Annotated in this window: 25 protein-coding genes and 1 riboswitch; of the genes, 12 read left to right on the plus strand and 13 right to left on the minus strand. The window is 64.1% G+C overall.

Annotation, left to right across the window (positions count from 1 at the left end; genetic code table 11):
* Positions 1-26: 26 nt before the first annotated feature.
* Positions 27-209, minus strand: a riboswitch (cobalamin riboswitch).
* 168 nt (positions 210-377) lie between these two features.
* The 4 genes from L0V05_RS02615 to L0V05_RS02630 all read right to left on the minus strand — a co-directional run bounded on the left by L0V05_RS02615 (position 378) and on the right by L0V05_RS02630 (position 5,110).
* Positions 378-1,400: an aspartate-semialdehyde dehydrogenase gene (locus L0V05_RS02615; RefSeq protein ID WP_234868207.1), complete on the minus strand. Its 1,023-nt coding sequence runs from the start codon at positions 1,398-1,400 to the stop codon at positions 378-380.
* A gap of 65 nt (positions 1,401-1,465) precedes the next feature.
* Positions 1,466-2,635: an MFS transporter gene (locus L0V05_RS02620; protein ID WP_234868209.1), complete on the minus strand. Its 1,170-nt coding sequence runs from the start codon at positions 2,633-2,635 to the stop codon at positions 1,466-1,468.
* Between the two features lie 67 nt (positions 2,636-2,702).
* The gene (locus L0V05_RS02625) at positions 2,703-3,872 is read right to left on the minus strand and encodes an MFS transporter (protein WP_234868211.1); all 1,170 of its coding nucleotides are present in this window, start codon (positions 3,870-3,872) and stop codon (positions 2,703-2,705) included.
* 2 nt (positions 3,873-3,874) lie between these two features.
* A complete protein-coding gene (locus L0V05_RS02630) occupies positions 3,875-5,110 on the minus strand; it encodes an MFS transporter (RefSeq protein WP_234868213.1) in 1,236 nt (411 codons plus the stop codon).
* Between the two features lie 158 nt (positions 5,111-5,268).
* On the opposite strand from L0V05_RS02630, the gene zapE reads away from it, so the two are divergent.
* Positions 5,269-6,357 carry a cell division protein ZapE gene (gene zapE / locus L0V05_RS02635; RefSeq protein ID WP_234868215.1) on the plus strand — a complete coding sequence of 363 codons (1,089 nt, stop codon included), beginning with the start codon at positions 5,269-5,271 and terminating at the stop codon, positions 6,355-6,357.
* A 147-nt stretch (positions 6,358-6,504) separates the two neighbouring features.
* On the opposite strand, the gene L0V05_RS02640 is transcribed toward zapE, so the two are convergent.
* The 3 genes from L0V05_RS02640 to accD form a co-directional block, all read right to left on the minus strand.
* Positions 6,505-7,545, minus strand: a complete 1,041-nt coding sequence (locus L0V05_RS02640; RefSeq protein WP_234868216.1) for an LLM class flavin-dependent oxidoreductase — start codon at positions 7,543-7,545, stop codon at positions 6,505-6,507.
* A 117-nt stretch (positions 7,546-7,662) separates the two neighbouring features.
* Positions 7,663-8,901 carry a bifunctional folylpolyglutamate synthase/dihydrofolate synthase gene (locus L0V05_RS02645; protein WP_234869180.1) on the minus strand — a complete coding sequence of 413 codons (1,239 nt, stop codon included), beginning with the start codon at positions 8,899-8,901 and terminating at the stop codon, positions 7,663-7,665.
* 29 nt (positions 8,902-8,930) lie between these two features.
* Positions 8,931-9,848, minus strand: a complete 918-nt coding sequence (accD, locus tag L0V05_RS02650; protein WP_234868218.1) for an acetyl-CoA carboxylase, carboxyltransferase subunit beta — start codon at positions 9,846-9,848, stop codon at positions 8,931-8,933.
* Positions 9,849-10,097: 249 nt separating this feature from the next.
* On the opposite strand from accD, the gene L0V05_RS02655 reads away from it, so the two are divergent.
* Both L0V05_RS02655 and L0V05_RS02660 read left to right on the plus strand, forming a co-directional pair.
* Complete coding sequence (locus L0V05_RS02655; protein ID WP_234868220.1) at positions 10,098-10,613, plus strand: hypothetical protein; 516 nt, start codon at positions 10,098-10,100, stop codon at positions 10,611-10,613.
* Positions 10,614-10,845: 232 nt separating this feature from the next.
* Complete coding sequence (locus L0V05_RS02660) at positions 10,846-11,457, plus strand: hypothetical protein (RefSeq protein ID WP_234868221.1); 612 nt, start codon at positions 10,846-10,848, stop codon at positions 11,455-11,457.
* On the opposite strand, the gene L0V05_RS02665 is transcribed toward L0V05_RS02660, so the two are convergent.
* Positions 11,458-12,078: a LysE family translocator gene (locus tag L0V05_RS02665; RefSeq protein WP_234868223.1), complete on the minus strand. Its 621-nt coding sequence runs from the start codon at positions 12,076-12,078 to the stop codon at positions 11,458-11,460.
* 138 nt (positions 12,079-12,216) lie between these two features.
* Here L0V05_RS02665 and L0V05_RS02670 point away from each other — a divergent pair, with 138 nt between their 5' ends.
* The 6 genes from L0V05_RS02670 (at position 12,217) to L0V05_RS02695 (ending at position 18,420) form a co-directional block, all read left to right on the plus strand.
* A complete protein-coding gene (locus L0V05_RS02670; protein WP_234868225.1) occupies positions 12,217-12,687 on the plus strand; it encodes a DUF2721 domain-containing protein in 471 nt (156 codons plus the stop codon).
* A gap of 114 nt (positions 12,688-12,801) precedes the next feature.
* Positions 12,802-13,938 carry an aromatic ring-hydroxylating oxygenase subunit alpha gene (locus L0V05_RS02675; protein ID WP_234868227.1) on the plus strand — a complete coding sequence of 379 codons (1,137 nt, stop codon included), beginning with the start codon at positions 12,802-12,804 and terminating at the stop codon, positions 13,936-13,938.
* 129 nt (positions 13,939-14,067) lie between these two features.
* The gene (gene ilvD, locus L0V05_RS02680; protein ID WP_234868229.1) at positions 14,068-15,804 is read left to right on the plus strand and encodes a dihydroxy-acid dehydratase; all 1,737 of its coding nucleotides are present in this window, start codon (positions 14,068-14,070) and stop codon (positions 15,802-15,804) included.
* A gap of 139 nt (positions 15,805-15,943) precedes the next feature.
* The gene (locus tag L0V05_RS02685) at positions 15,944-17,158 is read left to right on the plus strand and encodes a serine hydrolase domain-containing protein (RefSeq protein ID WP_234868231.1); all 1,215 of its coding nucleotides are present in this window, start codon (positions 15,944-15,946) and stop codon (positions 17,156-17,158) included.
* Between the two features lie 99 nt (positions 17,159-17,257).
* Positions 17,258-18,031 carry a DUF6478 family protein gene (locus tag L0V05_RS02690; RefSeq protein ID WP_234868233.1) on the plus strand — a complete coding sequence of 258 codons (774 nt, stop codon included), beginning with the start codon at positions 17,258-17,260 and terminating at the stop codon, positions 18,029-18,031.
* A complete protein-coding gene (locus L0V05_RS02695; RefSeq protein ID WP_234868235.1) occupies positions 18,028-18,420 on the plus strand; it encodes a hypothetical protein in 393 nt (130 codons plus the stop codon). The genes L0V05_RS02690 and L0V05_RS02695 overlap by 4 nt, the downstream gene beginning before the upstream one ends.
* Before the next feature lie 3 nt (positions 18,421-18,423).
* Here L0V05_RS02695 and L0V05_RS02700 read toward each other — a convergent pair whose 3' ends face one another.
* Entirely contained in the window at positions 18,424-18,855 is a 432-nt protein-coding gene (locus tag L0V05_RS02700; protein ID WP_234868237.1) for a PACE efflux transporter, read from the minus strand.
* A 111-nt stretch (positions 18,856-18,966) separates the two neighbouring features.
* On the minus strand, positions 18,967-19,152 hold the full coding sequence (locus L0V05_RS02705; RefSeq protein WP_234868239.1) for a hypothetical protein: 186 nt from the start codon (positions 19,150-19,152) through the stop codon (positions 18,967-18,969).
* Positions 19,153-19,349: 197 nt separating this feature from the next.
* Between L0V05_RS02705 and L0V05_RS02710 the strand changes: the two genes are divergently transcribed.
* Both L0V05_RS02710 and L0V05_RS02715 read left to right on the plus strand, forming a co-directional pair.
* Positions 19,350-21,368: an NADPH-dependent 2,4-dienoyl-CoA reductase gene (locus L0V05_RS02710; protein ID WP_234868241.1), complete on the plus strand. Its 2,019-nt coding sequence runs from the start codon at positions 19,350-19,352 to the stop codon at positions 21,366-21,368.
* 129 nt (positions 21,369-21,497) lie between these two features.
* A complete protein-coding gene (locus L0V05_RS02715) occupies positions 21,498-22,403 on the plus strand; it encodes a LysR family transcriptional regulator (RefSeq protein WP_234868243.1) in 906 nt (301 codons plus the stop codon).
* Between the two features lie 59 nt (positions 22,404-22,462).
* On the opposite strand, the gene L0V05_RS02720 is transcribed toward L0V05_RS02715, so the two are convergent.
* The 3 genes from L0V05_RS02720 to L0V05_RS02730 all read right to left on the minus strand — a co-directional run bounded on the left by L0V05_RS02720 (position 22,463) and on the right by L0V05_RS02730 (position 24,910).
* Positions 22,463-23,356, minus strand: coding sequence for an OmpA family protein (locus tag L0V05_RS02720; protein WP_234868245.1), 894 nt, complete (start codon positions 23,354-23,356; stop codon positions 22,463-22,465).
* 112 nt (positions 23,357-23,468) lie between these two features.
* Complete coding sequence (locus L0V05_RS02725) at positions 23,469-24,188, minus strand: GNAT family N-acetyltransferase (protein WP_319937697.1); 720 nt, start codon at positions 24,186-24,188, stop codon at positions 23,469-23,471.
* Positions 24,185-24,910, minus strand: a complete 726-nt coding sequence (locus tag L0V05_RS02730; protein WP_234868247.1) for a competence/damage-inducible protein A — start codon at positions 24,908-24,910, stop codon at positions 24,185-24,187. The genes L0V05_RS02725 and L0V05_RS02730 overlap by 4 nt, the downstream gene beginning before the upstream one ends.
* A 100-nt stretch (positions 24,911-25,010) precedes the next feature.
* Between L0V05_RS02730 and map the strand changes: the two genes are divergently transcribed.
* The gene (gene map / locus L0V05_RS02735; RefSeq protein ID WP_234868249.1) at positions 25,011-25,829 is read left to right on the plus strand and encodes a type I methionyl aminopeptidase; all 819 of its coding nucleotides are present in this window, start codon (positions 25,011-25,013) and stop codon (positions 25,827-25,829) included.
* Positions 25,830-25,831: the final 2 nt, after the last annotated feature.

A 25,831-nucleotide genomic window follows, 5' to 3' on the forward strand; every position in this document is an offset into this window, starting at 1 on the left:
TGCGGCGCGCCCACCGTCCGCGCGGGCGCCCCTGTTGTCGTCTGGCCGGTCTTCTGACTTGGCTTCACAGGAGACAGCGCCTTCCCGGCCGACGGCCAGTGGCATCCGCTGCCCCTCCCCCTTACAGCGTTGGGCACGTCGCGGGGTTTCACCGCGTTCCCGATTATCCCCAGACAAATCGCCGAGGCACCAGACCGGAAAGCGGTAGATCGAGCGAACCTGAATGGCAAGACCAGAGGCGGATGAAACCTGAAATGCAAAGCGCCCGGTCCATGCGGACCGAGCGCAGCAATTCGCTTGACCGTCCCCCGCCCGATTCTGGCGGATCGGGCGTTCCGCACTGACGATCTTCCACTTGAAGATCGTCCGGGCGTGCCTCACCCCTTCTTCAGCACCCGGTTGCCAAGCACTTCGGCGATCTGCACCGCATTCAGCGCCGCACCCTTGCGCAGGTTGTCCGACACGCACCACAGCGAGATGCCGTTGTCGATCGTGGAGTCCTGCCGGATACGGCTGACATAGGTGGCATAGTCGCCCACGCATTCTATCGGGGTGATGTAGCCGCCCGGCTCGCGCTTGTCGACGACCAGCACACCCGGCGCCTCGCGCAGGATGTCGCGGGCCTCGTGTTCGTCGAGGAACTCCTCGAACTCGATGTTGATCGATTCCGAATGGCCGACGAAGACCGGCACGCGCACGCAAGTCGCAGTGACCTTGATCGAGGGATCGAGGATCTTCTTGGTCTCGGCGACCATCTTCCACTCTTCCTTGGTCGAGCCATCGTCGAGGAAGACGTCGATATGCGGGATCACGTTGAAGGCGATCTGCTTGGTGAACTTTTTCGGCGCCACTTCCTGACCGGGCACGTAAAGGCCCTTGGTCTGGTCCCACAGCTCGTCGATGCCGGCTTTCCCGGCACCCGAGACCGACTGGTAGGTCGAGACGACGACGCGCTTGATCTTGGCGCGGTCATGCAGCGGCTTCAGCGCCACGACCATCTGCGCGGTCGAGCAGTTGGGGTTGGCGATGATGTTCTTGTTCTTGTAGCCCATGATCGCGTCGGCGTTCACCTCCGGAACGATCAGCGGCACGGCCGGGTCGTAGCGATAGAGCGAGGAGTTGTCGATCACGACGCAGCCCGCCGCGGCGGCCTTGGGCGCATAGATCTTCGTCGCCTCGGAGCCGACCGCGAACAGCGCAATGTCCCAGCCGGTGAAGTCGAACGTATCCAGATCCTTGGTCTTGAGGGTCTTGTCGCCAAAGCTGACTTCGGTGCCGAGCGATTTGCGCGACGCCAGCGCCGCGATCTCGTCCACCGGGAACTCGCGCTCGGCGAGGATGTTCAGCATTTCGCGGCCCACATTGCCCGTGGCGCCCGCGACGACGACCTTGTAGCCCATCAGGGGTCTCCTTCACGTCAAACGTGGCCCCCTTAGAGCATATGGACCTTGGGGAAAAGGGTGATTCAGCGGGCCTTCCTGCGGCCCAACGCAAAGGCAGCCAGTCCGGCGAGCAAGGTCAGTCCGAAGAAAAGGAACACCAGGGCAAAGCGGTCAGGGGCGGGGGATCCGCTGCTTGCCTCATAAATCTGACCCGTGGCGGCTTGGGCGATGCCGGTCGCACCGATCCCGAAAAAGTTCAGGAGCGTCACGCCCCTTCCGAGCATGGCCTTCGGCAGGTCCCCCTTCCCGTAGGCCATGACCAGAGGGAATGACGTGCCGAACAATCCGACGACACCCAAAAGGGCGATCGCGGGAACTGGCCCAGTATCTGGCCACACCCAAAGCGCGAGGATTCCGGCGGCACACAGCAGGTTGCCCCACAGGATGATCGCGCGGCGTTGTGGCTTGTAACGGTCAAGCAGCCCATAGACGAAATTGCCGATCCCCATGGTTACGGCCATGACCAGGGTCAGCTGACCGATGCGGTCATCTCCATAGCCGAAAACGTCGCGAGCATAGGGTCCGACCCAGAGGTCTCGCAATGCGGCGGCGGGATAGTAGCAGACCGCCATCATGGCAAAGAGCGGCCAAAGCCTTCGGTCGCGCAGCAGGTCCAGCAGCGATCCGCTGTGGCCGCCTTCGACCCGAGGCAGGTCGCGCATCAGGGCGGCGGTTGCGATGGAAATGGCAAGGCTCAGCGCGGCCAGTCCCCAGACCGACATGCGCCAGCCGAACGCCTCGACCGCCCAGGCAAACGGAAGCGCCGAGGCGACGTTTCCAAGCGACCCCAAACCGGCCACGATCCCGGCGAAGGTGCCAAAGACCGCTGTCGGATAGTTGCGGGCATAGACGAAATAGGCGGTCATCAGCGCGGGCGCGCAGCCGATGCCGATCAGAGCCATTCCCGCCATGATGGCGCCAGGGCCGTTTGCGCTGGCAAACAGGGCCGCTCCCGCCGCCACGAAGAAGAGGAGGGTCCCTACCGTAAGGCGCGGACCGACACGGTCGAGCGCCTCACCCACGGGAAGTTGCATCAGGGCAAAGGCCACGAACCACAAATTCGAAGCGAGGGCCAACTGCTCGGCCGTCATGTGGAGATCGGCCACCAGCGACGGTGTCAGCACGGCAAGAAAGGCACGATAAAACTGGCTCAGCACATAGGCCAGGACGAGGCAGATCAGTCCGACGCGCATCGCATTTCCGCTACGGCAGGCTAGGCTCACGACCTTTGACCGACTGACGGGAATTGGCAAGGGCAGTCTAGTCAGTCCGGTCCTTTGCCAGAAGATAGACGGCCAGCCCCGCCAGAAGGCTGAGGGCGAAGAACAGGAAAAGCACCTCATACGGGGCTGATGGCGGATCGGCCGGAACTGCGGCGTACAGGCGACCGGTGATGATCTGCGCCAACCCGGCCGCCCCGATCCCGAAGAAGTTAAGCAGCGTCACCCCGCGACCGACCAGATGGTGCGGAAGAAAGGCTCGGCCATGCGCGATGACCATCGGGAAGGATGCCCCGAAGAACCCGACCCCGGCCAGAAGAGCCGCCGTGCGCCAGCCGCCAAGCGCCGGCCAGTGCCAGAGCGCCAAGAGGCACAGGGCACAAAGAAGGTTTCCGCCCAGCACCAGCCCCTTGCGCGTGCCCAGCAACCGGTCGAGTGGCCCATAGGCAAAGTTGCCAGCCACCATGGCCAGGCCCATCACCAGGGTCAGTGTGCCGATTGCCTCGGGCCCTGCGCCGAATACATCGCGCGCATAGGGCCCGATCCAAAGCCCGCGCAGACCAGCAGCGGGATAGTAGCAGACCACCATCATGACGAAGACCGGCCAGAGCACGGGCATCCGCAGCAGGTGCAGGACCGACCCCTTGCTGTGCCCCACGACGCGCTCTGGATCGCGAACGAAGAGCGCGATGGCCAGGGCGACAGCAATCGTCACCGCGGCAAGTGCGGCCACACTGCCGCGCCAACCGAACTGCTCGACGGACCAGGCCAGAGGCAAGGCAGAGGCGATATTGCCAAGCGACCCGACGCCGATCACCGCGCCTGCGAGGGTCCCGAAGACTGCCGGCGGGAAGCTGCGCGCAAAGATGTAGTAGGCGGCCATCAGGACCGGAGAGCAGCCGATGCCGATCAGCACCATCGCCACCTTGATTGCCAAGGCGCCCTTCGCAGCGGCGAACAGCCCGGCTCCCACGGCACCGACCGACAGCAGCACGGCCGACGTCAGTCGCGGCCCGATCCGATCCAGCGCCTCTCCAACCGGAATCTGCATGAGCGCGAAGGCAAGGAACCACAGGCCAGACGCAGAGGCGAGCTGTTCCGCCGTCACTTCCAGATCTGCGATCAAGACCGGGGACAGCACCGCGAGGAAGGCGCGATAGAACTGGCTAAGCACATAGGCCAAGACAAGGCAGGCGATCCCGGCACGCATGGTCAGGCAGGCTGTGCCATCATCGGGCGTTCCCGGATCGGCAGGTGGACCAGCGCCGAGAAGGCACCGACACCTACGCCGATCCACCAGACCATGTCATAGCTGCCGGTCGCGTCGTACATCCGCCCCCCCAGCCACACGCCCAGGAAGCTGCCCAGCTGGTGGCTGAAAAACACCAGACCGTAGAGCGTCCCCATGTAACGGATGCCGTAGATATAGGCGACGAGGCCCGAGGTCAGCGGCACCGTGGCCAGCCACAGAGCCCCCATGGCGAAGGAAAACAGCAGGACCGACGCCGGGGTCATCGGCATCATGATGAACAGCGCTGCCGCGATGGTGCGGCCGGTATAGATGGCCGCCAGAAGATATTTCTTGGTGTAGCGCTTGCCGAGCCACCCCGCCAGAATCGTGCCGGCGATGTTTGCCAGCCCGATGACCGAGATCGCAACTGCACCGAGAGCCGATGTCGTCGTGATCCCGATCGCCGCCAGCGGTCCGTTCGGGTCGATGCCCGAGCAGGCTTCGGCGACGAAGGCCGGGAAGTGTGCGGTGATGAAGGCAAGCTGGTAACCGCACGAGAAGAAGCCGAGGAAGATCATCGTGTAGGACGGATCTCGGAAAGCCCGCACCAGAACGGTGCCAAGGCCTTCCTCCAGTTCGGCCTTCGAGGCCATCGGCTGGCTGCGGAGGAGCGGCAGGGCCAGCATCGCGCACAGGATCACCACGGCGAAAATCATGAAGACTGTCTGCCACGGGTGAGACATCAGCAGCAGTTCCGCGACCGGCGCACCGAAGACCTGGCCTGCCGATCCTGCAGCCGTGGCGATGCCGAGCGAAAGAGAGCGGTTGTCGGGCGTCGCGGCACGGCCGACAACCGCAAGGATCACTCCGAACCCAGTACCGGCGATGCCGAAACCGACAAGGATCTCCAGAAGCTGCATCTGGCCCGGTGTCACCGCAAAGGCCGACAGCACCAGCCCCAGCGCGTAAAGCACAGCGCCGATGACGATCGCCAGGCGGTCCCCCCATTTCTCGGCCATCGCCCCGAAGATCGGCTGGCCAAAGCCCCAGGCGAGGTTCTGGATCGCGATCGCCATCGAGAATTCGCTCCGCGGCCAGCCGAACTCTTCGGCGATCGGGATCTGGAACACGCCAAAGCTTGCCCGGATGGCGAAGCCAAGCATGAGGATGATGCAACCCCCGATCAGAACCGGGGTAAAGACGGGCGCCTTGGTCATGGAAATGCTCGGACTGGGGAGGAAGCGGACACGCAGCCTGCTAAGACGCAGCGGCCGGGTCAAGAGCCGTTGCCGTGATGCGGCACATGACGGATCGTGATGGATCGGACGGGACTGCACCTCTTTTCCGATCCGTCTCCGAGGGTTAAGCACCGCATATGCGCGAGACCCTGACCGAGATCTACGAGGCCCGAGTGGCAAGCGGCGACCTGCGGGCCGATCCTGCCCAGCATGGCGTCCTGCCGATGCTCGAGCGGATCCGCGAATGGCTGGAACAGAACGCCGAGCGTCCGCGCGGGCTTCGCGGTCTGTTCGCCAAGCCGCCGATACCGCCGAAGGGCCTCTATCTTTGGGGCGGGGTCGGGCGCGGCAAGTCCATGCTGATGGACCTGTTCGTCGGTGCCACCGCGATCACCGGCAAGCGACGCGTGCATTTCCACGCCTTCATGCAGGAAATCCACCGCGGGATGCACGCCGCCCGCCAGCGGGGCGTCGACGATGCGCTGGCCCCCGTTGCCCAGGCCGTGGCGCAGGAGGTTCGGCTTCTCGCCTTCGACGAGATACAGATCACCGACATCACCGATGCGATGATCGTCGGGCGGCTGTTCGAGATGCTCATCGGCGCCGGCGTGGTGATCGTCACCACCTCGAACCGCCCGCCCGAGGATTTGTACAAGGATGGCCTGAACCGCGCGCTGTTCCTGCCCTTCATCGCCTTCCTGCGCGACCGGCTTGAGGTTGCGGAACTGGAAAGCCCGACCGATTACCGCCAGCACCGGCTGACCGGCGCCAAGGTCTATTTCTGCCCCGCCGGCCGCGAAGCAAAGGACGCGCTGAACGGAATCTGGGCCGACCTGACTGGCGGGGCATCCGCAGAACCGCTCTTGCTTCCGGTGAATGGCCGCGAAGTGGAAGTTCCTGCCTTTTCCAGCGGTGTAGCGCGCGCCAGCTTCTGGGAATTGTGCGCCCGACCGCTCGGGCCGGCCGACTACCTGGCCATTGCCGCTGTGGCGAAGGTGCTCATCCTGGAAGATGTGCCGCAGCTATCCTCGTCGAACTACAACGAGGCCAAGCGGTTTGTGACCCTGATCGATGCCCTCTACGAAGCGAAGGTCCGTCTGATCTGCTCGGCTGCCGACGAACCGGAACGACTTTACATCGAAGGAACCGGCGCCTTCGAGTTCGAGCGCACCGCGAGCCGATTGCGGGAAATGCAGGGGGCCGACTGGGGACTCGACCGGACTTGAGATCGGGCACCCGCGTTCCTATCTGGAACCGGACTGGCACAGGGAGCACCCGGAATGAAGAGCAATTGGTTGAAGATCAGTCTGGCGTTTCTGCTCGTCTTCGTGATGGCCTTGCCGATGATCGAGTGACCTTTCTGCCCCCGGCCCTCAGGAAGGACTGCCAGCCAAGATCTGCCGGACCATGGGAATGACTTTTTCGCCGTAGAGGCGGATACACTCCATGGAGTGTTCATGCGGCGTTGGGCCGCCGGAATACTTCAGGTTGAACCGTCCAAGGCCAAGCGCGGACACGGTAGCGGCAATCTTGCGGGCCACAGTCTCGGGCGAGCCCACATAGAGCGAGCCGTGGCGCACTTCGTTCAGGAAGCTTTCCTTAGTTGTCGGCGGCCATCCCCTTTCGCCGCCGATCCGGTCGTGCATCTTGCGGTAATGCGGCCAGAGTTGCTCTTGCGCCTCCTCGTCAGTCGCGGCGACATGCCCCGGAGAGTGGACGCCAAGCGGGCGCACCGGCCGCCCGATCTGGGCGCAGGCGCGATTGTAGAGATCGACGTAAGGCAGGAAACGCCGCGGATCGCCGCCAATAATCGCAAGGATCATTGGCAGGTCGTAGTGGACAGCCCGCACTACCGATTCAGGGCTGCCGCCCACACCGATAGAAACCTGCAGGCCTTCGCCAAGCGTCGGGAAGACCCTTTGGCGGCTCAGGGGCGGACGGGTCTTGCCTGACCAGGTCACTTCCGGCTCGCGGATCAGCTTGGAGAAGAGGTCCAACTTTTCCTCGAACAGGACTTCGTAGTCCTGCAAATCGAACCCGAAGAGCGGAAAACTCTCGGTGAAGGAACCGCGGCCGAGGATCACCTCAGCCCGTCCGTTGGAAACGGCATTCAGCGTCGAGAACCGCTCGAACAGCCGGACCGGATCGTCCGAGGACAGGACCGTGACAGCGGTTCCTAGGCGGATGCGGCATGTGCGGGCCGCGATGGCGGCCATCACGATCTCGGGCGACGAGACGGCGAAATCATCGCGGTGATGCTCTCCGACGCCCAGGAAGTCCACTCCGACCGCATCGGCCAGAACCCCCTGCTCCACGACATTGCGCAGCACCTGCTCGTGCGGCAGCGGGGATCCATCAAGACCCACCGTCGCGTCACCAAACGTGTCGAGACCAAGGGAAAGCGTCTGGGTCAAGGCGAACCTCCATCCTGCATACCAGCTGAACCTAGGCCTGGGCCGTGTCGGCGGCAACAGCCGGGACTGTGCGCAGATGGCGAGAGGATGTGCGGCCGCGGGGGGCGGAATGCGCCGTCAGCCGTTCTCTTTCAACACCTGTCCGGCGAGATAGAGCGAGCCACAGATCAGCACCCGCGCCGCCGGATCGCGCGCCACGATGGCATCGAGCGCGGCCTGAACAGAAGGGGCGGTTGTCGCCTCCATCCCGGCTTTCAGGGCCGCGTCGCGGGTCTCTTCGGCTGGCAGAGTGTTCTTCTCGCCGGGGATCGATACCGCAGTCAGGCTGTCGGTCTGTTCGGCCAAGGGGCGAAGGTAGCCGCCGATGTCCTTGGTGTTCAGCATGCCGCAGATCAGGTGGGTCGGTCGACGCGGCATCCGCGCCAGCGTCGCCGCAAGCGCCTCTCCCCCGGCCGGGTTGTGCCCGCCGTCCAGCCAAAGCTCCACGCTCGGCGCAGAAGCCGCAAGTGGCCCCTGCTTCAGCCGCTGCATGCGCGCCGGCCATTGCGCCTTCGTCACCGCCGCCTCGGCAGCGACCACACCGAAACCCAGAAGCCGGAGTGCTGCCAGTGCCGCGCCAGCATTCTGGATCTGGTGCGGTCCGGGAAGGTTCGGCAGCGGCAGGTCGAGAAGCCCGTTCTCATCCTGATAGACCATGCGGCCTCGCTCTTCCCAGACATGCCAGTGTTCGCCATGGGTGAAAAGCGGGGCGCGGACAGCCGCGGCCCTCGCCTCGATCGCCGCCAGACCTTCCTCGGTCTGTGGCCCGACCACGCAGGGCACGCCGCGTTTGAGGATGCCGGCCTTTTCCCCCGCGATCTCGCGAACCGTTTCGCCCAGGTATTGCTGATGGTCGAGGCTGACGGGCGTGATGATCGTCAGCGCCGGCTTTGCCACGACATTCGTCGCGTCCAGCCGCCCGCCCAGGCCGACCTCGAGCAGCGTCCAGTCGGCGGGCGTGCGCGAGAAGGCAAGGAAGGCCGCGCAGGTGGTGATCTCGAAGAAGGTGATCTCCTCGCCGCCATTTGCCGCCACGCATTCGTCAAGGAGTGCGGTCAGCGCAGGTTCCGAGATCAACTCGCCGGCCAGGCGGATGCGCTCGTGAAACCGCGCCAGATGCGGCGAGGTATAGGCGTGGACTGTTTCGCCCTCGGCCTCCAGTCCCGCGCGGATCATGGCCTGGGTTGAACCCTTGCCATTGGTGCCAGCGACATGGATCACTGGCGGCAGGCCGTTCTCGGGATGGCCGAGCGCCGCGAGCAGCCGTTCGACGCGACCGAGCGTCAGGTCGATGACCTTGGGGTGCAGGGTCATCATCCGCTCGAGGATCGCGTCGGATCCGGTGGTCACGCCTTAGCCTCGGCCGCTTCGGAACTGGGCGAACCGGGAGGGGGCAAATCGCCCTTCACTGCCGGTGGCTGGTTCATCAGCATTCGGATGATGACGATCAGTTCATCGCGCAGCTGCTTGCGGTGTGTCACACGGTCAAGCATCCCGTGGTCCAGAAGGTATTCGGCGCGCTGGAACCCTTCGGGCAGCTTCTCGCGGATCGTCTGTTCGATCACGCGCGGCCCGGCGAAGCAGATGAGCGCATTGGGTTCGGCGATCTGCACGTCACCCAGCATCGCATAAGAGGCGGTCACGCCGCCGGTGGTCGGATGGGTCAGGACCACGATGTAGGGCAGGCCGGCATCCTTGACCATCTGCACGGCGACAGTGGTGCGCGGCATCTGCATCAGCGACAGGATGCCTTCCTGCATCCGGGCACCGCCCGCCGCGGAAAACACGATCAGCGGACGCTTGAGCTTGACCGCCCGCTCGGCGGCCGCGATCAGCGCGTTACCGACATACATACCCATCGATCCGGCCATGAAGGCGAAGTCCTGGGCGGCGGCCACGACCGGGGTCCGCCCGATTTCGCCCTCGGCGACCAGCATCGCCTCTTTCTCGCCGGTGGCTTTCTGGGCAGCCTTCAGGCGTTCGGGATAACGCTTCTGATCGCGGAAATGCAGTGGGTCGGTGATCGGCTCGGGCACTTTCACCTCAGTGAAGATCCCGGTGTCGAATAGCGCGGTGAACCGTGCCCGCGGGCTGATCGCCATGTGGTGATCGCAGTTGGTGCAGACGTTCAGGTTGTCCGCCAGTTCGCGGTGGAACAGCATGGTTCCGCATTCCGGGCACTTGGTCCACAGGTTCTCGGGAACCTCGCGCCGCGAGAACAGCGAGTTGATCTTGGGGCGGACGTAGTTGGAGATCCAGTTCATCGCAGGCTGGCCCTTCGGTCTCGGCGGTCAGCGCCCGAGATAAGCTGCACGGGGCAGGATTGCAATTCTGATCGGCGACCCAAGCCAGCGGTCACGATCCGGCAACAATTCCATTGAATCCGTCACTCTGTGGAGCGCGCCCGCAATGTCTGCCAGAAACTCGTTCCGGTTCTCTCCGGAAATGCCTCAGATCGTCCCTTTTCGCGCCCGACTTGTGAGGCAGAAATCGATCATCGCAGGAGTTTCGCCGTGTCTGACCGCCCGCTTTATCTTGAACTCGCCCTGTTGGCCGGTATCGCGCTGCTCGTCGGCGGACCGGCTGGCGCATGGCAGTTTCAGGTGATGGGCGGGGCACCGGAATACTTCCGCACCGGAGACTACTCACCCGTCGCCCCTCAGCAGACCTCCGACGCGGACTCGTCGCCCTCTTCGGCCTTTGCCAACGACTTCCAGCGTACTGCAGGTGGCGTCACCTTTGACCCGCCGATGGACTTCTTCCCAGGCAGCTCGGGCAACTCTTCGGGTTCCGAACCTACTGAGCCCGCCGCACCGCCTGCCCCAGCTCTGGTCCTGCTTTCTGAGCTCGTCGAAGGACCGGGCAGCGATACGCCCGCACCGCAGGACTTTGCCCCACCATCAGGCGGACAGCTTGAAACTGTACCAACACTTGAAGCCCCGGCGCCGGTTCCGCTGCCCCCGGCATTGCCGCTCTTGGCGGCCGTTCTGGCCGGCCTGGCCCTGCTTCCCGGCCGCCGCCGGGCCTGATCCGTACGCGCAGTCTTGATGCAGGCGCCGCCCTCGGGCTCGGCGCCTTTTGCCTTGCCGAAGCGCCGCGACAACACCTCGGCAACCACAGCATTCAGGATTGTGGCAGCCGTCGGACGCTACCCATCGTGGTTACCACAATCTTTCCTTCAGACCGGCCCACAAGCACCACGGGCCGCGGTCAGACAGGGAGTCAGAACGATGTCTGCCGTCGCTTGAAAGGTCCCATCTGATGTCCAACTCCCGCAAGTACCTGCCGGCTCTGGCCCTTGCCGCCGTTACTGCATTCATCGCTCCCGCACCGGCGGCCACGCTGATCGGTGACACGATCACGATGCAATACTTCTATCCGACCATCTCGGACGAGTATTTCGGCGGCGGATTCCCCCTGACGGTGACTGGGGCCGAGGGCACATCGGATCTGGTGAAGGACAGCTTCCCTGGCGGCCCATTCTTCAGCGTGGACATCGAGGCGCAATCGATCATTGTGACCTTCCTGCAGAACACCTGGTTCACCGGCACAATCTTCGACGGGATCGTTCTGTCCAGCATCGATTCGGCAATCGAAACCGTCAGCCAGTCGAGCGGCCCGGCGGGAATCGTCTCCAAGATCGGCAACATGGTCAGCTTCAACTTCGTGGGCCATATCTACGGTACCGGGCAAAGGGTGGTTGCCGATGTCGGATTTGCTGCGCCAAGCGCGCCCGCCGCGCCGACTGTCGAACAGGCCGCCACGCCGGCAGAGGTGCCGCTGCCGCCGGCGCTTCCCCTGTTCGCCAGCGTGATCGCGGGACTTGCGGTTCTTCCCACGAAGAACCGGCTTGCCCGCAAGAGAGCACGCTGATCAGGCGGCCTTAGCCGTCGCCGTCAGAACACCCGCGCCGATCAACAGCGATCCTCCCGTCCGATTGATGGCCCGGATCGCCCTTTCGCTGCGCACGAGCGACCGTGCCCGCGACGCAACAAGCCCGTAACCAAGCGCGTTGGCGAAGGCGAGGGTGAGAAAGGTCAGTTCGAAGATCAGCATCTGCTGCCAGAAATCCCCGCTGCGATCGAGGAACTGCGGCAGGAAGGCAACGAAGAAGGTGATACTCTTGGGATTGAGAGCTGTTACCAGCCAGGCATGGGCGATCATCTTCATCACCGGCGCAGCCGCGGTGATGGGCCGGGCCTCCATCGCGCCCCCTGCCCGCCAGAGCTTGACCCCGAGCCAGATGAGGTAGCCTGCGCCGAACAACTTCAGCACGGTAAAGAGCGTGGCCGAGGCCGCGAGCAAGGCACCAATTCCCAGCATCGACAACGTCATCGCAGTGAAATCGCCAAGCGCCACGCCGACAGCCGTTGGCAAGGCCGCTCGCCACCCCTGGCCAAGCGCATATGAAACAACGAGCAGGATTGTTGGGCCAGGGATGACGAGAAGCACTGTCGAGGCAGCGACGAAGGCGAGCCAGGTCTCGATGGTCATGGGAAACTCCTGATCCGGATGGAGCCCACTCAACACAGGTCGATAGTCCTCTGTCCAGTCCGTCAAGCGCGCCACTCGGTCTTGCCAGCGGGCTGGTACACAGGTCAACTTCGCCATCCACCCGATTCCGGACCGCCCATGCTGAGCCCCGAACTCCATTCGACGATTTCGCCGCTGATCCAGGCCGCTCTTGCGCCCGTTTTCTTGCTGACAGCAATCGGCGCGACCCTTGCAGTGGTGGACACGCGGCAGAACCGGATCGTTGACCGCATCAGGGTCATCGAAGCGCAGATGACGGCCCACAACCTGTCAACGACAGAGGGGATGGAGGAGCTCGACTTCTACCTGGCCAGAACCCGTCGGATCGGGTGGGCGGCGATGTGCTGCACGCTGTCGGGCATAAGCGTAGCGCTGGTCGTCGTTCTTTTGTTCATCGACGTGCAGACAGCAGTATCTCTGGCCCCCCTGATCGAGATCATCTTTTCTGCGGCCGTTCTGTTCTACGCCGCCGCGATGTCGATCTACCTGCACGACGTGCTCGAGGTGAACCGTGGCATGCGCTATGTCACCAGCCGCAAGACGAACAGTGCTGATAGAAGTGGCAGCTGACGACCTTGCCGCAGGCGTTGACGCGAAGCGACATGCTGACTGCACAGATCGGGATGACATGCGGACAGGGCTCGCGCTAGGCTTCGACGACGACCTTGAGCGAACGAGGCCCACATGACCCGCCACGACACCGTCAGCCTGACCGGCGCGGCGCTTGAGGACGCGCTTGCCCCCCTACGGCGTGCCAAGTCGATGCCGGCAGAACTCTACACCTCGCCCGAGGTCTTCGGACTGGAGCGCGAGCGGATCTTCCTGCGGAACTGGTTCTTCCTCTGTCGGGAAGAGCAGATCCCCGAGAAGGGGGACTACAAGACCTTCGACACGCTTGGTGGTCCGATCATTCTTGTTCGCGGTCAGGATGGGCAGCTGCGGTGCTTTGCGAACTACTGCCGCCACCGCGGATCGCTGCTCCTGCAGGGCTCGGGCAATTGCGGGTCGCGCATAATGTGCCCCTACCACGCCTGGAGCTACTTCAGCGACGGACGGCTGTATGGCTGCCCCGACATGAAGGATGCCGAAGGCTTTGATCGAACGGAGAACGGTCTTGTCCCGGTCAGGATGGAAAGCTGGGCAGGCTTCGTCTTCGCCTGTTTCCGCGACGATTCTCCGCCGCTGATCGAGCATCTGGGCGACCTTCCGCAACGCTTCGGCTCGCACCGCCTCGACCAGATGCGCTGTGTCTGGACCCTGTCGATCCCGGTCGCCTGCAACTGGAAGCTCATCCTCGAGAACGCGATGGAGACCTATCACACCGGGACAGTTCACCGCGACACGGTCGGCGCGCAGGTCCAGCGGCCGATCCCGACCACCGGTGACTGGCTCTGCATGCAGGTCCTCAGTCGCCGCTCGATCGGAACGATGAACGCAACCATTCCGCCGCTTCCACAGATCGAGAGGCTGGATGAAGACGCGCTCGAGGGCACCTATTTCTCGGTCATCCACCCAAACGTGCAATTCGCCGTGTCCCAGGACTGCATGTGGTGGCTGAATGTCATTCCGCTGAGCGCGGATCGCTCGATTCTGGAGCTGGGCGGCTGTTTCCCCGAAAGCAGCCTTGCCCTGCCAGACTTCGACCACCACCGGAAGGCCTATGAGGAAAGGTGGGAGCGGGTTGCCCGCGAGGATATGGGTGTGCTCGAAAACCAGCAGAAGGCTCTGACTTCGGTAAAGTTCCGCCCCGGTCCGCTCTCTGGCCGTGATGATATGGTGCAGGCCGTCGGGCGCTGGAATCTCGCGCAACTGGGGGTATAGGAGCAAAACTCTTCCAAGAGATTTGCCAAGGATTTTCGAGAATCCTTGGCGGGAAGGGGCTTCCTTGCCTTGCCCCTTCCCGCACCGGGCTTTATCCCTTGCGGCCGAGCCATTCCCGGAGGAGCCGCCATGACCGTCAACACCCGTTTCGACAAGTCGAAGTTGCCGAGCCGCCATGTGACCGAGGGCCCGGCCCGCGCGCCGCATCGCAGTTACTTCTACGCCATGGGGATCACCGAGGAAGAGATCCACCAGCCCTGGGTCGGCGTCGCAACCTGCTGGAACGAGGCGGCACCCTGCAACATTGCGCTGAACCGGCAGGCGCAGATCGTGAAGCACGGGGTCAAGAAGGGCGGCGGCACACCGCGCGAATTCACCACGATCACCGTGACCGACGGCATCGCCATGGGCCACGAGGGCATGCGCTCGTCGCTCGCCTCGCGCGATGCCATCGCCGACACGGTTGAACTGACGATGCGCGGGCATTGCTACGACGCGCTCGTGGGTCTCGCGGGCTGCGACAAGTCGCTGCCGGGGATGATGATGGCGATGGTGCGCCTGAACGTGCCCTCTGTCTTCATCTATGGCGGTTCAATCCTGCCCGGCCGCTACAAGGGCCAGGACATCACCGTGCAGGACATGTTCGAGGCCGTGGGCAAGAACCAGGCCGGCACCCTGTCCGCAGCCGAGCTCGAGATCATGGAGCGGATCGCCTGCCCGTCCTCGGGGGCCTGCGGCGCGCAATACACCGCCAACACCATGGCCTGTGTCTCCGAAGCAATCGGTCTGGCGCTCCTGAACTCATCGGGCGCCCCGGCCCCCTATGAAAGCCGCGACCAGTATGGCGAAGCCTCGGGCGTGGCCGTGATGAACCTGATCGAGAAGAACATCCGCGCCCGCGACATCGTCACCCGCAAGGCGCTGGAAAACGCCGCCCGCGTGGTGGCCTGCACCGGCGGTTCGACCAACGGCGCGCTGCACCTGCCGGCCATCGCGCATGAAGCGGGGATCGAGTTCGACCTGTTCGACGTGGCTGACATCATGCGCGACACGCCCTATTTCGTCGACCTGCGACCGGGCGGGAAATATGTGGCGAAAGACCTTTACGAGGTTGGCGGCGTGCCTGTCGTGATGAAGGAACTGGCAAAGGCCGGCTACCTGCATCTCGACTGCATCACGGCAAGCGGCAAGACGCTTGGCGAAAGCCTTGAGGAAATACGCGGCGAGGCGGACGGGCGGGTGATCTATCCGATCGAGACGCCGATCACCAAGACCGGCGGCGTTGTGGGCCTGAAGGGCAACCTCGCGCCCGACGGGGCCATCGTGAAGGTGGCGGGCATGACCGAGAAGGAACAGGTCTTCACCGGCCCGGCCCGCGTGTTCGAATGCGAAGAGGACGCCTTCGAAGCCGTCAAGGCGCGCGCCTACAAGGAAGGCGAGGTCATTGTCATCCGCAACGAGGGCCCGGCGGGTGGTCCCGGCATGCGCGAGATGCTGGCGACGACGGCCGCGCTCTCGGGTCAGGGCATGGGCAAGAAGATCGCGCTCATCACCGACGGCCGGTTCTCGGGCGCGACCCGCGGCTTCTGCGTGGGCCATGTCGGGCCGGAGGCGGCGCATGGCGGTCCGATCGCGCTCTTGAAGGACGGCGACATGATCACGCTCAACGCTCTGACCGGCGAGCTGTCGGTGGCGCTGAGCGACGAGGAACTGGCCAAGCGCAAGGCGGAATGGAAAGGCCCGCGCCCGACGCAATACGCGACCGGCGCTCTGTGGAAATATGCCAAGCTGGTTGGCGGGGCGCGCTATGGGGCGGTCACCCATCCTGGCGCCCAGGCCGAAAAGCACGTCTACATGGATCAGTAAGGACGTTCCCCGTCCTTTCATTTGACCGGCGGCCATCCGGCCGCCGTTTCTCTTTGGCGGGGCGTCAACGCGCGTGTCGGTCGCGGACAAGACAGGGACGCCCAATTGCCATGATCTCCGATCATCAGGAGAGGACCCCATGCCAATCAGCTACCGCAACTCCGAGACCGCACCGCCGATCATGGCCGGATCACCGCCGCCGCAGGAATGGCGGGTGCCGCGTGACGCATGGGACCGCGCTCCCTGGAACCGCTGGACCTTCCAGCACGTGTCCGAAATCCTGCCGACCGCCCGCATCCGCCACGCACTGACCCCCTCGCAGCTGCCTGAGGCCGCTGGCCGTCTGGACGATGTTCCGTTCGAGACCCCGGAAGGCCGCAGCACCACGTTCGGCGAGATGCTGGACGACACCTACACCGACGCCATGCTGGTGTGGAAAGACGGGCATATCCTGCATGAAAGCTATCACAACGGCATGGACGCGCGATCCGTCCACCTGTTGCAGTCAGTCTCGAAATCCATCGTGGCAACCGCCGCGGCCACGCTGATCGAGGAAGGGCGGCTCGATCCGGCCGCGCCGATCACCGAGGTTCTGCCCGAACTCGAAGCGACCGCCTGGAAGGGGGCAACACTTCAGCAGGTGCTCGACATGACCACGGGCGTCCGCTTTGACGAGAGCTACGAGCAGGTCGACGGCGATGCCGGCAAGCTGGATGTCGCGGCGGGCTGGAAACTGCCACCGGAAGGGATCGACGCGTCGGGTTGGCCGAAAAGCACATGGGAGCAGATCCTGTCGCTGACGGTTGCCGAGGCACAGCATGGCGAGCGTTTCGCCTACCGCTCGATCGAGACCGATGTCCTGGGTCATGCAATGGAACGAGTTACCGGCCTTAAGCTTGCGGAAGTGGTGTCGGGCCGGCTCTGGCAGCCGCTCGGCTGTGTCGAGGACGCCAATATCGTCCTCGATCCTGCGGGCTACGGCACCGCCTCGGGCGGGATCAGTGCATCTCTGCGGGACATGGCACGCTTCGGGCTGGCCCTGCTGAACGACGGGCTGGTCGAGGGGCGGCGTGTGATCCCGAAGGCATGGATCGACGATACCCGGCACGGCGCGCACGGGCTTTTCAACGATAGCGGTCGAATGACCCTGCCCAACGGTTCCTACCGTAACCAGTTCTGGATCGAGGATAGCCGGCTCGGCCGCTTCATGGGGCGTGGCGTCTTCGGACAACTGCTTTACGTCATGCCGGACAAGGGGCTGGTCGCGGTCAAGCTGTCGACCTGGCCGGAGTTTGTTAGCGTGAACCGGCTGCGCCGCACCCTTGCCGCCCTGCACGCTGTGGCAGAGCTCTGATACGCTCGCGCAAGGCTTTGGGGTGGAAGCATTCCCAAAACGGCGCGATAAGGAGAATCGTTTACCATCCCGAAACGATGCCGCGGGACGAAGGATCGGATGAGCGCAACTCTGGACAGGATGATCGACCGTTTCTGGACCCGCGGTGCCGCGCGGCGCTGGTCGCGGCTAGCCGATCGCTCCGCCTCGATGGACCTTGAGGAGTTGCGGATGGTGCGCGGGCGCGCCTGGGGCCTTCGTCGCCAGATCGACCGCGTCCTGCACGAAGCCGAGGGACGACTCGCCCTACCTGTGATCGGCCCCAACGCCATCGTGCGCCCGATGGGCACAGACTGGGCCTGGCGGCCGGCGCTGTGGCGGGGGAAAATCGCTGTTCCCGGCCAGGCGAGCGTCCCTGGAAAGGCCCAGATCTGCGAGGGCACGACGATCTATCACGATTGCCGCCGCAGCGAACTAACCGTACGCCAGATCCGCAACGAGCGTGAAGCCGACCTCGCGCCCTTCGGCATGCGGATGGACGTCTTCCGCTTCGACGGGAGCTATCTGGCACTGACGCTGGAATTGCCGTCCGAGGTCGTCCAGGGTCTGAAGCAGCGCCACATCATCCGCCTTGCCGCCATCCTCGAACTGGAAAAACCGCTGGAGCTTTTCGCGCGGCTGAACATCAAGCAGGGCCCGAATGCCGAGCAGTTGGTGCGAGAGATCCCGATCACCGGCGAAGAAGTGGAGATGGAGTTTGATCTCGCCTATACCCGCCTCAACGAAAAGCGGGTCGAACGGCTTTGGATCGACCTGATCTTCGAAGGACCGGAGATGAACCAGATCATTCTGCGCGACGTAACCTTCACCCGACGGCCGAGGGCAGAATTGTGAAACCGGAAACCGTCAGTCTGAAGATCAGCGCCAGCACCCTGCGGGAGGGCGTCTGGCAGGGAACCCTGCGCTCGGAAGGCCCGACACCGGTGATCGAGGCGGTCCATGAAGGGCGGGTTCTCCCGGGCCTTACGGTCTCGTCGGCCGGCCAGGGGCTATGGTCGCTGCGGCTTCCGGTCCCGGCAACACTTCTGTCGGACGGTGTCCAGACCGTGGTTCTGCGTGATGCTGGAACAGGCGCGGTCGCCGGACATTTCACCGTCATCGCCGGAGTCGCGATGGAAGATGACATCCGCGCGGAGCTCGATCTGCTGCGGGCCGAACTCGACATGCTCAAGCGCGCCTTCCGCCGGCATTGCGTGGAAACCGGGGCGGGCGGCGGGGGCTGACGCTCAACCGTGAGTCTTGCTCCATTCCGGCAGGGGAAAGAGCCGGTCATAGACCCAGTTGAACACGAAGGCGTAGACCAGGAAGAACAGGCTGAGCGAAACGTCCATGATTAGCGCCTCGATCAGCCCGATCTGCAGATACCAGGCGATGAACGGGATCAAGGCAACGAGCAGCCCGCCTTCGAACAGCACCGCATGCACCACGCGCATCCAAGGCGCCTTCAGGCTACTGCCGGTGGCCTGGACCAACAGGTGATCGAAGATCCAGTTGTAGGCATAGTTCCACAGCATCGCGATGGTCGCGCTGATGACTGCGACCGCGCCGATGTCCGTCATCGGAAAGCCGAAGACCTTGGCCCCGATCGGCGTCGCCAGCAGGATGCCGACGGCCTCGAAACTCAATGCATGGCGAAGTCTGTCGAGTGGCTTGCGCATATGGCACCGTCTTGTCTGACTGTGCCGGGCCGATCCCTCTTCCGGGTTCCCACGCAACGCACACCGGAGGGATACTGTTGTCCCCTCCGGACATCAAGAGATCGGCAGGCCTCAGGCCGCGTCGTAATAGGCGTACATCAACTCAAGCGGCGTCAGGTCTGGACCCGATTTCGCAGTCGAGGGAACGTCGCCGAAATAAGCCTCGTAGCCACGGAGGACTTCCTTGGCATCCACGTCTCGCCGGGGCAGCGGAATGGCGATCGCGTCAGGTTCGGTTTTCTGGGGCAGGTCAAGCATCGCAGTCTCCTTCATTGCCCGTCAAATAGGTCAACGCCAAAGCGGCTGTTAGCGCCAAATGTGCAGTGTCGCCATGCGCTCGCCGCAACGCAGCATCGCCTTACGCATGGGAAAGGACCTGCGTAAATGACGCCGCGTTGTGGATGACAGCGCGCCTGCGGGCCGGCATGGTCGAGCGCAACCGAGGAGGACCGCCTATGACCCAATATCCGCACATGCTTGCCCCGCTGGATCTGGGCTTTGTCACCCTGCCGAACCGGGTGCTCATGGGGTCGATGCATACCAACCTCGAAGAGACAGGCGACTGGAACCGGGTGGCGGAGTTCTATGCGGCACGCGCGCGCGGCGGTGCGGCACTCATCGTGACGGGTGGCATGGCGCCCAACCGTGAGGGTGCGGTCTTCCCCGGTGCGGCGGGACTGTTCACACCGCAGGATATCGCAAACCACCGGATAGTGACGGACCGCGTCCACGCCGCAGGCGGGCGCATCGCGATGCAGATCCTGCATGCCGGACGTTACGCCTACGGTCAGGACTGCGTAGGCCCGAGCGCGATCAAGTCGCCCATCTCGCCCTTTCCGCCCCGTGAACTCGATGCCGAGGGGATCGAGAAGCAGATCACTGATATCGCCACTGCAGCCGCCCGCGCCGGCGAGGCGGGTTACGATGGCGTCGAGATCATGGGGAGCGAAGGGTATTTCCTGAACCAGTTCGTGGTGCGCCACACCAACCGCCGCACCGACGAATGGGGCGGTGACTATGCCAACAGGATGCGTCTGCCGGTCGAGGTTGTGCGCCGCGTGCGGGCTGCAGTCGGACCCGACTTCATCGTCATATTCCGTCTCTCGCTGATTGATCTGGTTCCTGATGGATCGACCTGGGACGAGGTCGTGACGCTCGCCCGCGCCATCGAAGCCGCAGGCGCGACGATGCTGAACACCGGCATTGGCTGGCATGAGGCGCGCATTCCCACCATCGCAACCTCGGTCCCGCGCGCCGCCTTCACCTGGCTGACCGCGCGGCTTCGACCACAGGTCGGCATCCCTGTCATAACGTCGAACCGGATCAACATGCCGGATGTGGCCGAGCAGATCCTTGCGGATGGCAAGGCCGACATGGTTTCGATGGCCCGTCCGTTCCTTGCCGATCCAGATTTCGTGGCCAAGGCGGCGACCGGCCGAGCTGCCGAGATCGCCCCCTGCATCGCCTGCAACCAGGCCTGCCTGGACCATACCTTTGGCGGCAAGCTCACATCCTGCCTGGTCAATCCGCGCGCCTGCCACGAAACCGAACTGGTCTATGCTCCTGCAGCCACGCCCAAGCGGATCGCGGTCGTCGGAGCTGGCCCGGCCGGCCTCTCTGCTGCGCTTGTCGCGGCCGAGCGTGGTCATCGCGTCACCCTTTTCGAAGAGTCCGATCAGATCGGCGGTCAGCTGAACCTCGCCCGCCGTGTTCCGGGCAAGGAAGAATTCGACGGGTTGGTCGACTGGTTCGGCACGATGCTGGGCAGGCGCGGCGTCGATCTGCGGCTGAACCACATGGCGACCCCCGAGGATTTGGCCGGCTTCGACGACGTGATCCTTGCAACTGGGGTCAGGCCGCGCGATCCGGGGATTCCGTCCGAACCCGGTGCGCCGATCCTGGGTTATGCCGAAGTGCTCAAGGGGGCCAAGGTGGGCAAGAAGGCCGTGGTCATCGGCGCCGGGGGCATCGGCTTCGATGTCGCGGAATTTCTGGTGCAGGACGGCATCAGCCCAAGTCTAGATCCCACACTGTGGCGCCGCGAATGGGGTGTCGGTGACCCTGCCGCAGAGGCAGGCGGACTCGCTGAGGATGGGCCGCACCCCGATCCTGCGGCCCGACAGGTGACGCTCCTGCAACGCAAGCCCGAGAAGCCCGGGCGCAAGCTGGGCAAGACCACGGGCTGGATTCACCGGGCCAATCTGCAGATGAAGGGCGTCCGCATGCAAGGCGGCGCGGACTATCGGCGCATCACCAGCACTGGGATCGATGTCAGCATAGCAGGCGGGAATCCTGTCGAGATTGAGGCAGACGCCGTGGTTATCTGTGCCGGACAGGAACCTCGGCGGGAACTTGCCGACCTACTCGAAAAGGCGGCGATTTCCTACCATCTCATTGGTGGAGCCGACGTCGCGGCAGAACTCGACGCCAAGCGCGCCATTGATCAGGGAGCCCGTCTTGCCGCCCAATTGTGACCATTTTCGTTTCCACGCCCAAAACGATCCGCGACAAAACCCCGTACTTGACCGCATCTGATCTCAATCTTGCCGTGATTGGGGGGCTAGAAAGGGCGAAAGCAACTGCTGCCAGCCCAGAGGACGACAATGGATCGACTCACCGAGATGGAAGCCTTCGCCACGGTCGTTGACCAAGGCGGCTTCACCGACGCGGCGAAGAAGATGGGGATCTCTAAATCCGCCGTGTCGAAGCATGTCTCGGCTCTGGAAGCGCGGTTGGGGGCCCGCCTTCTGAACCGGACAACACGCAGGGTCAGCCCGACCGAGATCGGACTTGCCTATTACGACCGCGCCCGCCGCGTCCTGAACGACGCCGGCGAAGCGGATGCTCTTGTCACCTCAATGCAGTCAGCACCTTCGGGTCTGCTGCGGATTTCGGTGGCGACGGATTTCGGCGTCAATCTGCTGTCGCCGATCCTCGGGGATTTCCTGCTCGAATACCCGGACATTACCGTCAACATGGTTCTCAACAACCGATATGTTGAACTGATTTCCGAAGGTTTCGACATGGCCATCCGGGTAGGCGAGCTGGAAGACTCAAGCCTGCGTGCCCGCAAGCTGACCGAAACCACACGGCGGATGATCGGCTCTCCGGCCTATTTCCAGAAATACGGACGTCCGCAGAAGATCGACGACCTGAACGAGCACAAGCTTCTGCATTACTCGAACCAGGCCAACGGCAACGTCTGGAAAGTCATCGCCCCCTCGGGCGAGCGCCGCCAGGTCCGCACCGCAGGCTGGCTGACGGTGAACGATGGCCAGTCGCTGCTGAACGCCGCGATCTCGGGCCTGGGCATCGCCTACCTGCCGAGCTTCCTCTTCGCCGATGCGATGCGTCAGGGCCTTGTGGAAGAAGCGATCCCGGGCCTTCCGACCGAGATCCTCGGGATCTACGCGGTCTATCCGCCGGGCCGGTTCACCCAGCCTAAGGTTCGCGCCTTCATCGACTTCCTTGCTCGTCGCTACATGGACAAGGGCCCAGACAACTGGTGATCGATCCGACCAAACGGATTAGGGGCCGCGCTTTGCCGCGGCCCTTTTCACATCTGCCGCTAGCCCGGCGGGCTGGCGATGATCATCACCTCGACCCGGCGATTGCGGGCGCGATCCTCGGGGGTGACGTTGGGCGCGCGTGGCGCCAGATAACCGACCCCATCCGCCTGCACCCTATCCGCCGCGACGCCGTAGGACTGAATGAGCCGGTCACGAACCGACGCCGCCCTTGCCTTCGACAGTGCCACATTTCCGGAAAGCCCCCCCGAGACATCGGTATGCCCAACCAGCATGACCTTGTAGCCCGGATTGGCGCTTAGCCAGTCGGCCAAGGCGGCCAGCGATGCATAGTCACCCGCATCGAGTTGTGCCGCACCCGAAGCAAAGACCAGATCGTCAAGCGCGACCGAACCGGTCCTGCCAAGACCAGCCCCGATATCCGCCGCCGTCTTCGGAACTGCGGCGACGACAGGCGCGGTTGCGGCGACAACGGGCGCGACCGGGGCAGGTTCGACCTCGACAACAGGCACGGCTACGCCGACGCTAATCATCTGGACAAAGCCATGGACAGCCGATCGACTGACGAACAGGCTGACCGCCTCGGGCCCCTCCTTTCCATCGCGTTCCGCCGACAGGAAACGGAAATTGCCGAGATCCACATGCATGTCCGGCTCGGGCAGAACCTGTGTCCCGAAGCGGAAATCAAACCCGCCGCAGGCATCGGTGTCGCAATCAAGCAGGATCCGAAATCCCTGTGCCACGAGTTCGTCGCGCAGGGGGCCGAGGATCTGAAGCGTGGTCTGAGGCGCGCCCTCAATCCGCCACACCCGGCGCGTCACGCCGCCCTCGAACCCCTGCGTCGGCACTTTTCCATCGGCCCAGGGACCCGTTGGAAGGTCATAGCTGCCAACCGGCTCGGACTGATCGGCGATCAGCGTGGCCGTGCCTGGCATCGCCAGTTCCACTGCAACGGCCGGCTGCGCAAGACAGATGCCGCACAGCAAAACTATGGCAGACCAACGGAAAATCGGGGCGGATCGGGTGACTGCTCTGGCCACTTCGGGCTCATCCTTGACGATAGAAGTATTCTCCCACAACCCGCAGGCCGAGGGAAGCATAGAGCGCCTTCGCCGGGGTGTTGGCGCGCGTGACAGCCAATCCCAGTGCCTTAGCCCCATGGGCGGCCCCCCAGGACGCGGCGGCACGCACAAGTTGGCCCCCAACCCCACGCCTGCGCGCCTCGGGCAAGACATCGACCGCGTGCAGCATGACAATGCCATCGTGAACAGCCGCAAAGGCAACTCCTACCGACCGGTCGCGGCTGCGCGCCAGAAACACCGTCCTAGGGCCTGCGGTCCGCGCCATCACCGCGATGCGGGCTGGGCCGATCCCCGCCTCCGCCCAGATGTCCACGGCCATGGCCAGAGGTGGCCAATGCGGAAACACCTCCATGTCGCCAGGCGGCGGCCCGAGCTGGGCGATGGGTGCGGCATGAAGTTCGACCGGATCAACGATTGCATAGCCGCGAAGGTCAAGCATCCGGTCCAGATCCGCTTCCGCCGGACGCAGCATGAACAGCGGCGCCTGACCGAGGTCGCGCATCGCGGCTTCGGCAGCCTCTATCGCGGGGGGCGTGACCGCCCCGTGTGCGGTCGCCGCCGATACGCGTTTGCCGCCGCCCTGCCCGCTGCGAACAACGAACGGGCCGACATGCAGCCGCGCCGCGGCGGGCCAGGTCGCCTCCATCGCAGCCAGGAAGGCATCCTCTTCGGGCAACGCAGTCATGCTGGCGGAAACATGGCGGTCAAGCGGGCCATCGCAGTTTCGACGAGCGCCGGGTCCGTACCGCGGATCACCAGATTGGTGCCGTGCCGGCCATTGCTGATGAACGGATAGGATCCCATCGACAGATCGGCGAATTCGGCGGCCAGCGCCCCGAATGAAGCTGCGATCTCACCTTCGCCCCGCTCGACCCGCAGTGACCTGCTGACCAGAGGCGCTCCGCCGGTGATCCCCGGCAGGACCGAAGCGACCATCGCCTGAAAGATGCTCGGGACGCCGGCCATCACATGGACATTGCCGATGGTAAAGCCAGGAGCAACCGAGATGGGGTTGTCGATCAGCGTGGCGCCATCGGGGATGCGGGCCATGCGCTGGCGGGCTGTGTTGAACTCAAGCGCCTGTCGGGCATAGTGCGCGGCGAGCAGATCATGGGCGTCCTTTCGGATGCCGATGTGAACACCGAAGGCATCGGCGATCGCGTCTGCAGTGATGTCGTCATGGGTCGGGCCTATGCCACCGCTGGTGAAGACGTGGTCGTAGACCGCTCGGAGCGCATTTACCGCAGCCACGATGGCGCCGTGGTCGTCAGCAACCACACGAACCTCGCGCAGCGAGACGCCATGCTGGGTCAATTGTCCGGCAAGGTAGTGGGTGTTACCGTCCTGGGTACGGCCCGACAGGATCTCGTCCCCGATGACAAGCATGGCGGCGGTGGGGTTCGGCATGACAACTCCGCAGTTTCGGGTCCGGTCCTTCGTATAGGCCGGGTCGGCCCTCTGGCCAAGGCGGAAGCCTTTCACTATCTAGGGGGTCGCAGCAAGGACCATGACGTTGGACGAAACCAGAGGCCGCATCACCCGGGATGGCATCCGGATCTACGAAGACGCCGATTTCGCCGGGATGCGCGCCGCAGGCCGCGTTGCGGCCGAGATCCTTGATGCCGTCGTCCCGCTGGTCCAGCCCGGCGTCATGACAGAGACACTGGACGACTTCATCACCGAAGAGGTGAAGCGCCGCGGCGTGACCTCGGCCACCATCGGGTACAAGGGCTATCGCCACGCCTCCTGCATCAGCGTCAATCACGTCGTCTGCCACGGAATCCCGGGACCGAAACTTCTGAAGGATGGCGACATCCTGAATATCGACGTCACCGTGATCGTCGACGGCTGGTTCGGCGATACCAGCCGCATGTATGTCGCCGGCGAGCTGAACCGGAAGGCCGAGCGCCTGATCGAGGTAACGCATGACGCGCTGATGAAGGGGATCGAGGCGGTCAAGCCCGGGAACACCTTCGGCGACATAGGTCATGCCATCCAGACTTACGTCGAGGCCAACCGCATGAGCGTGGTGCGCGACTTCTGCGGCCATGGTCTGGGCCGGGTCTTCCACGCGCCGCCGAATGTGCTCCATTATGGACGGCCCGGTACGGGTGCTGTTCTGGAAGAGGGCATGTTCTTCACCATCGAGCCGATGGTGAACCTTGGCCGGCCCGAGACAAAGATTCTTGCGGATGACTGGACGGCGGTAACGCGCGACAAGTCGCTCTCGGCACAGTTCGAACATTCGGTCGGGGTGACTGCGACGGGTTGCGACATCTTTACGCTGTCACCCGCCGGGCTGTTCCACCCCACCTACAGGCGCTGAAG

The organism is Alitabrizicola rongguiensis (assembly GCF_021491355.1).
Lineage (GTDB): Bacteria > Pseudomonadota > Alphaproteobacteria > Rhodobacterales > Rhodobacteraceae > Aliitabrizicola > Aliitabrizicola rongguiensis.